This window comes from Treponema bryantii (genome assembly GCF_900113965.1).
GTDB lineage: Bacteria > Spirochaetota > Spirochaetia > Treponematales > Treponemataceae > Treponema_D > Treponema_D bryantii_A.
Genome location: NZ_FORI01000018.1, coordinates 1 through 6,161 on the forward strand (window position 1 = coordinate 1; position 6,161 = coordinate 6,161).

Genomic DNA, 6,161 nt, shown 5'->3' on the forward strand with positions numbered 1-6,161 from the left:
AAGGGGTATATTCATTTTCTTTTAAGCGGAAGGTGTGGTAAGGCGGGACTGAAATTGTGGGACGCAGGCAAAATCACAGAGTTGCACAAAAAAAGTGCGGAGTGGGAAATGGCATAGGGGTGCCTCGAGAAGTTTTGGCGCTTAGCCATCGAAAACAATCCGAGGATTTTTGCCTGCAAAAACCGCAGGATTGTTAACACAAAAAACAGGCTCGCGAGCACCCCTATGTCATTTCCCACGGGAGCACTTTTTTTTGTGTAAGATCTCAGTTAATCAAACTTATATCCTATAAACAACGCCTTAAGATCCGCTTTACCGTCAATTCCAAGAACTGAGTAAATATGTGCTAAATCCTTTTTTATCGCGCTTTCACTCACATTATGTGTAATTGCCAGCGCCTTAATCGTAGTGTTGTTTACAACCGTCTCTTTAATACAGTCAATCTGACGGTCAGTGAATTTATAATCCGCAAGATTAATTTCTCCCGCATCTTTTTTCTCATACGCATGACGGAATAAAAGATTAATACAGCCAATTGTGGCCAGGGAGAAAAGCGAAATTCCAAAATACTCGAAAAAGCTGCGAACTCCATACGGAATTACCAGCGCTATCTTCACAACTTCAATTACAAGATAAACGCTAAGCCGCATTTTTGAAATAAGCCGGTTTTCAATCAGTAAAAGAACAAAAAGAATTGCCGTCAAAAACAAGGCTGTATAGATTCTTCCTGTATAAAGATATGAAAAAGTCAAAATCTCAAGAGCGGTATAATAAATGCTATGATGGGTATAAAGAATAAATGAAAGCACACAGAGTGCCAGTGCCACACCTTCTGCAGCATACGAAACTGTTTTAGAAAACGGCAGGATGCTCAGTTCATAAGAAAAATCGGTAAATACATTCATCAGAATCATGATAATCAGATATACACATCCAATCAGAGACATGAGACGGAAGGGTTTGTCTAAAAACTTTTTATAATTCATATTCATATTATACCACATTATTCAGATTTTTTACCAAAATAATCATAAATTGCATTATAAATAGTGTCTTCACCCTGCATAAAGTCTTCAAACTTTTCATAAACTTCTACATCAGGCAAAACACCACAGTGAATATCAGAATGAGTCACTTCCATCGCCCTCTTATGCAGCTCCGGCTGATCATCAACCTGCATAGGAAATATAAACTGACAGTTAAGCTTTTTCAGATTATTTCCCTTGTGATAGCCTGTATAATTAAAAATCGCCTGTCCAGTTTCCTCGCCGAACAACACAACCTGAGGAAACTGCATCAAAACATTATTAATAAATCTGAGGGAACAGGAATAAGTTCTTCCAGTTGCAACTAATGCAAGATTATACTTTTCCAATTCTGATTTATAATTCCAAAGTTCATTACCAAGTGCCATTTCAAAACGACCATCTCCGCCCGGATTATATCGTAAATCAAAAACAACAGTATCGAAATTTCCAGTTTTTAATTCTGCAGCTATATCTGAAAACCACTCCTCAACCTTATACGCTTCATCTACTTCACAATGGTTGCATCGAGCATATACAGTCCGCTTTTCTGCAGAAGAAACAAACATATAATTTTTACCACCCTTAAACTTTTTAAGCAGCCCATTTTCTTTTTCAGGGGACAGCTTCTCCCATTTCAGCAATAACAAAGGAGAAAGGGCTTTGCAGTTTAGAGTTTTTACAGTACCATCTGGAGCCTCTAGAGTCAGACTAACCCTTCCATTTTTCTGAACTAACCCGGCCTCTTTTAAGCTGATATAATTAATTGATTGTTCAAATTCATATTTTTCTCCAGCAGCTGTTTCATAAGGAGAAAGTGCATAATTTACATACTTGTCTCTAGCCTCTTCAACTGAAACACCACCAATCTTCACAAGCTTCCAGCCAAGATATTTTTTATATTTAGGAGTGGTAAGATAAAGATGATTATCATTTCCAAAACAGTAAAACATAAACGGCAAGCTTTTGGAAAACAGAGCAGCACCATCATTCGGCACAAGATTAAGATGAGCACAATTATATTCACAAAGAATCTTCTGCAGCCTGAAAACACATTCCAGCCTGTCAGCCGTACCGGCCATTACATCTGCCTTCAGCTGCTCAAAAGGCTCAGGATCATAAACCTCTTTAAGCGGAGAATATGCCATATCAATCTGGATTCGTTCAATATCATAGTACAAATCCTTCGGAGTAACGGTTTCTTTTTGATTTTTACAGGAGGTAAAAACAGAAAGAAGAATAAGAGCAATAATTAACAAAACGGATTTTTTCATGGATTACCTCCTGATTTTTCTAAATATGGTTTCGATACGGTGCTTTGCACCTACTCAACCACCGGTGGTTGAGTGCTTCGCGAAGCGAAGTGTATCGAAACCATCGGTGGTCTTTTTTTTATTTCTTAGCAATCTCAGCTACACTTGTAACTACACCTGCTAAGTTCTGCAAATCTGATGGAACGATAATCTTTGTTGCCTGGCCATTGCTTGCAACTTCGAAAGCTTCGAGGCTGCGGAGCTTAAGAACCTTGTCGTCCATTCCAGCGTCGCGGAGCATCTTAAGACCTTCTGCCTTAGCCTGCTGAACTTCGCGGATAGCTTCAGCTTCACCCTTTGCCTTCTGGATTGCCGACTCCTTCTGAGCTTCTGCCTGAAGAATCAAAGCCTGCTTCTGTCCTTCAGCTTCGAGAATTGCAGACTGCTTATGACCTTCTGCAATAAGAATCTGCTCACGGCGTTCGCGTTCAGCCTTCATCTGCTTTTCCATTGCATCGCGGATTGCCTGTGGAGGTTCAATGTTCTTAACCTCTACACGGTTTACCTTGATTCCCCAAGGGTCTGTTGCTTCATCAAGAATAGAACGCATCTTTGTGTTGATAACATCACGGCTTGTCAAAGACTCATCAAGCTCAAGTTCACCAATAATGTTACGCAAAGTTGTAGCACTAAGATTTTCAAGAGCGTTGATTGGTTTTTCAACACCGTATGTATAAAGCTTTGGATCTGTAATCTGAAAATAAACTACAGTATCAATCATCATAGTTACATTATCACGTGTGATTACAGGCTGTGGAGGAAAATCAAAAACCTTTTCCTTCAGAGAAACCTTCTTGGCAATACGGTCAAGGAACGGCATTTTTACATGAATACCAACATTCCAGGTTCCGTGATAAGCACCAAGGCGTTCAATAACAAAAGCGTTAGACTGAGATACAATTCTGATGTTTGTGATAATCAGAACCATAATCAAAACTGCAACTGCGATAATTACGTAAATCATAAACTAAATCCTCCTAAACTGTACGGTGGTTGAGCTTGTCGAAACCACATTTTAACGATGATTTCGATACGCCCTGCGGGCTACTCAATCACCATGTTAAATTTGCTTTACATACGCCGTAACACCGGCGATTTCTTCGATAATGCACTTACTGCCCTCTTCGAGAGTAATGTCCTCTTTGACAGCAGCAGTCCATTCCATACCATTGATTTTTACAGAACCCTTGTCGAGTGCTGTGATTTTTCTTGTCACTACGGCTATCTGTCCTATAATCCGCTCATAGTTTGTTGCAATCTTTTTCTGATTAAGCTTCTGCTTTACAACCGGACGTGTAAAAATCAAAAGCACAAGAGCAAGCACAACAAAGATGAACAACTGAGCAGGAAAAGGAAGAGGCGTAAATGCAAGGAAAACCATTACAAACGCACTGATTCCAAACCAAATGGTAGTAAGGGAAAGTGTAAGCGATTCAATCACCACGCAGATGATTGTCACTGCAACCCAAACCCAGGGAAGATTATCAGCTAAAACTGAAATAATACTATCCATGGCTACCTCCTTATAATTTGAACCTTTTTTCAGGTGCAAGATACATACCATCGCCTCGATTAATATCGAAGGCTTCATAAAACTCATCAAACTGCTGAACAATAGCGTTCACACGCAGAAAATCCAGCGGATGAGGATCCGTTTCATGCTGATTTCTCAAAAGCTTTTCCGTACTTTCCGAAGCATTATTCTTAGCATAGTATTCAAAGAAAAGCTTATAATCAAAATCCGGAACCGCAGCGGCAGTTTTCAATATTGCAGACATTCCAAAAACATCAGCTCCAATTTCCGTTCTACATTTTGTTCCGTCACAATTTACTCCGTCGAAAATCTCGCAGGTACTGAAATAATCAGAAACAGAAACTATGCGATTTTCAATTTCTTTATGATCAGTCGTTCCTATAATCTGCATAAGAACGCCATCGTCACCAGCAGAATGACTAAAGAGATGGCTGATTTCATGCGCCATAGTAAAACCAAGTCCTGACAGCTTCTTTTCATAAGAATCATTTACATCATATTTGATTCTGCTTAGAAAAATATAACCGGCAAGTATATTAATACTGTTATTCGATGGATTGTAATAAGCATTACTTACCTGTGGTGCCCAGGACCATTCATATATATCCGGATCCTTAAAACAGTTTTTTGACTGAATCTTTTTTTCAAGTTTTACCACTTCCAGAATGGAATCAAAGAAATTATCTTTTAGTTGTAAATCCGAATAATCATAAAAGTTTGAATGACCTGCAATCACCTTTGTTTTATTGAGTAATTCCACAAGAGTATAACGCGAACCTGTTGAAAGCCACTCCCAGGAAGAAATCTCTTTTTTATAATTTGAAAGAATATCGTTACAAAGATTTTCAATATCTGCAATTATTTCTTCTGAGCAATACTCTTCACACCACACCTTTCCCAGATAATTCGGAATAAATTCATTCAAAAAAAGAATGACAAGTTCTTCATTGCTAAAATTTCTCTTAAAACCTGTAAATTTTTCATTTACCTTCAGATAACAATCAAGGGCCTCTCTATCCAGCAAACATGTACTTGCAGTAAAAAGCCTGCATAAACAGAGTGTTTTTACAGCTTCAAGATTTTCCTCAACATAAAGAGAATCAAATATCTCAAAATCCGGAGTAAAACCAAAATTCAAGCCTGCCAGTCCATTAGATTCCAGGTATTCTGTAATCGGGAAGTTTTTATAAGAATCTTTAAGCTGACCAAAATATAAATTTTTATCTGACCCCTTTTCCTTTACAAGATTAAGATTATATCGCTTTTCAAGTTCATAAGCTGATTTTAACAGTTCTTCAGCTTTTTCCTGTGAATAGCCGACTCGCTGAAGCATTGTCATATAAAAATCAAAATAAAGGTCATAATCATCACTGATAACATATATCAGGCTTATTTTAGGACTATAATAAAGACTACCAACTTTCGATTTTTGATCTATTTTTATTGGAAAGAAGAGTCTAATATTATCATCTTCAAGAATCGAGTTTAACTGTTCAATAGATTTTACGGACTGGATTTTTTTCAAAACAGGAAGAATTGGCTGCAAACCAAGTTCATTACGGTGCTCCCAATCCATTCCCATATTGTAAAGGGCAATTAATTTCTGTTTTTCTGAAAGGTTTTGACTGTCCGAGTTCTCCAGACTTTCCGCTCCACTAGCAGCAGCCATTGAAGCAATCTGATTTACAAACGGATTGGTGAAATCTTCATTATTTTCTGTTGTTCCCGAATCCTCTGACCCTGACAAAGGCTTTTTCAAAGTCTCATAATTTAGAGACTGATAAAAATCGTCTTTAAGAGAGGGCTTTTCACTCAGGAGATTTCCATCAAGATTTGAGTTAATCCATTTTTTGCTGTTAGAAGAATTTGCACAGCCTGCAAGCAGAACTGCTAACAGAACAACAGCTGATACGACATAAGTTCTTGAACTTTTCATTTTTTCCTCCTGAAGCCAAAATATACCCGGTTCCGTGAAGTGCACCCCTAAAGTTGGACAAATAAAGTTCACTTTAGGAGGTGCTTTTTTTATGTCCAAATACTCAGAAGAGTTCAAACTAAAGATTGTCTTAGACTATATTGAAGAACATATAAGTCCAGAACAACAAGAAAAAGCATATGGAGTAAGTTCAAGTCAAATTAGACAGTGGATTGCCCAGTACAAATTAAATGGAAAATTTACAAAACCAACCCGACATTTTAGCGGAGAATTTAAGCTAAAAGTGCTAAACTATCAACAAGAGCATAATCTTTCAAATTTACAGGTTGCATTGCTTTTCGGTATTACAAATA

Annotated in this window: 6 protein-coding genes; 1 reads left to right on the top strand and 5 read right to left on the bottom strand. The window is 37.9% G+C overall.

Features of this window, described 5'->3' with window-relative positions; all coding sequences use genetic code 11:
- Window positions 1-269: 269 nt before the first annotated feature.
- From BM161_RS14030 to BM161_RS14050, 5 genes are all read right to left on the bottom strand, one after another.
- Window positions 270-986: a helix-turn-helix transcriptional regulator gene (locus BM161_RS14030; protein ID WP_143090587.1), complete on the bottom strand. Its 717-nt coding sequence runs from the start codon at window positions 984-986 to the stop codon at window positions 270-272.
- A 17-nt stretch (window positions 987-1,003) separates the two neighbouring features.
- Window positions 1,004-2,299 (bottom strand): S41 family peptidase, encoded by a 1,296-nt coding sequence (locus BM161_RS14035; protein WP_074933887.1) that lies wholly within the window; start codon window positions 2,297-2,299, stop codon window positions 1,004-1,006.
- Window positions 2,300-2,417: 118 nt separating this feature from the next.
- Complete coding sequence (locus tag BM161_RS14040) at window positions 2,418-3,302, bottom strand: SPFH domain-containing protein (protein ID WP_074933893.1); 885 nt, start codon at window positions 3,300-3,302, stop codon at window positions 2,418-2,420.
- A 96-nt stretch (window positions 3,303-3,398) separates the two neighbouring features.
- Entirely contained in the window at window positions 3,399-3,851 is a 453-nt protein-coding gene (locus BM161_RS14045) for an NfeD family protein (RefSeq protein WP_074933896.1), read from the bottom strand.
- Window positions 3,852-3,861: 10 nt separating this feature from the next.
- Window positions 3,862-5,808: a M13-type metalloendopeptidase gene (locus BM161_RS14050; protein ID WP_074933898.1), complete on the bottom strand. Its 1,947-nt coding sequence runs from the start codon at window positions 5,806-5,808 to the stop codon at window positions 3,862-3,864.
- 91 nt (window positions 5,809-5,899) lie between these two features.
- Between BM161_RS14050 and BM161_RS14055 the strand changes: the two genes are divergently transcribed.
- A partial coding sequence (locus tag BM161_RS14055; RefSeq protein ID WP_143090556.1) for a transposase occupies window positions 5,900-6,161 on the top strand: 262 nt, incomplete at its 3' end.